The sequence below is a fragment of the Kitasatospora sp. NPDC007106 genome (assembly GCF_040634455.1).
In the GTDB taxonomy this organism is placed as follows: Bacteria; Actinomycetota; Actinomycetes; order Streptomycetales; family Streptomycetaceae; genus Kitasatospora; species Kitasatospora arboriphila.
The window spans coordinates 1-1158 of sequence record NZ_JBEYFP010001381.1; the positions used below are offsets into that span (position 1 = coordinate 1).

The window sequence follows — 1158 nt, forward strand, 5'->3', positions numbered from 1 at the left end:
CCTACGGCCTCCTCATGGACGTCCGGCAGGGGCGTCGACCTCGGCCGAGCGGCGTCTGGCGGCTGTGGCTGCTCGGCGCGGTCGGCCTGGCCGCCGTCGGGACGGGCTTCTTCAACAACGCGACCATCAGGGAATGCACGTACTACTCCTCCTACGACTACGAGTGCTACGAGTACGCCGGCTACTGGGAACAGGCCTGGCGCTCCACCGGCGTCCTGCTGGTGGTGATCGCCGTCCTGGTGCTCGGCACGCTGGCCTGGCGGTGGACCCGGCGGGTCCCGCTCGCCCGGCTGCTGGCACTGCCGCTGGTGGTCGGCGGCGGAGTGACGGCGCTCGTGGCGGGCGTCGGCCACGGCCTGGACGGCCGGCACTACCTGACCACCGGACTGTGGCTGCTCGGCCTCGGACTGCTGGGGTACTTCGGTCGCTCGACCGGACGCCGCGGCAACGACCGCCGGAGGAACGAAGGGTGAAGGACCGCATGGACGACCCGCTCGGCGGGGCGGACGACCCGCTGCACCTGCCGGACCAGCACGACACCGTCGACGCCTTGACCGGTTTCGTCGAGGAGGCCGCCGTCCTCGTCGCCGACCTGCTCGGCGACGTGGCCGAGGCGATGGGCCTCACCGACCACCCGCACGGCGACGACTCGCCCACCGACACCGGGCACCACGACAACCCGGACTCCCCTGACTCCCCGGACGGCACCGGCCACGGGGACGCCACGGACGGCCCGTCCGTCGAGGACCGGCTCACCGCCGCGTACGAGCACCCGGAGAGCGCGGTGCCGCTCGACCCGGACGCCGGTCCGGACGCCTCCGTCCGGCCGCCGGCGACGGCCGGACCGTACGGCGACCCGGTGATCGACGAGGTGGCCGGGTACAACCCGGCGGCCGCCGACACGATGGCCTTCATCCACGGCGTCCTGCACGCCGATCCGAAGCAGCTCGACGCCATGAACGCCCAGTTGCAGGGCATCGTGGCGCAGGACCGCATCCACGCCTCGGTCGCCGACCACGAGGCGCAGCAGGCCGAGGACGCGGCCTTCCACCAGGCCGTCCAGGACGCCGACCGGACGTCGACCGAGGCCGAGGGCGTGCTGCGCCGCGACCCGACCTGACCCGCCGGCCCGACCCCGCCGCCCGCCGCCGCCCCGGG

Annotated in this window: 2 protein-coding genes; both read left to right on the forward strand. The window is 74.3% G+C overall.

The features are described from left to right. Window positions 1–473: hypothetical protein (locus ABZ641_RS38645; protein WP_359989369.1), on the forward strand; the 473-nt coding region annotated here is incomplete at its 5' end. Next, a complete protein-coding gene (locus ABZ641_RS38650) occupies window positions 470–1120 on the forward strand; it encodes a hypothetical protein (RefSeq protein WP_359989371.1) in 651 nt (216 codons plus the stop codon). The genes ABZ641_RS38645 and ABZ641_RS38650, both read left to right, overlap by 4 nt. Window positions 1121–1158: the final 38 nt, after the last annotated feature.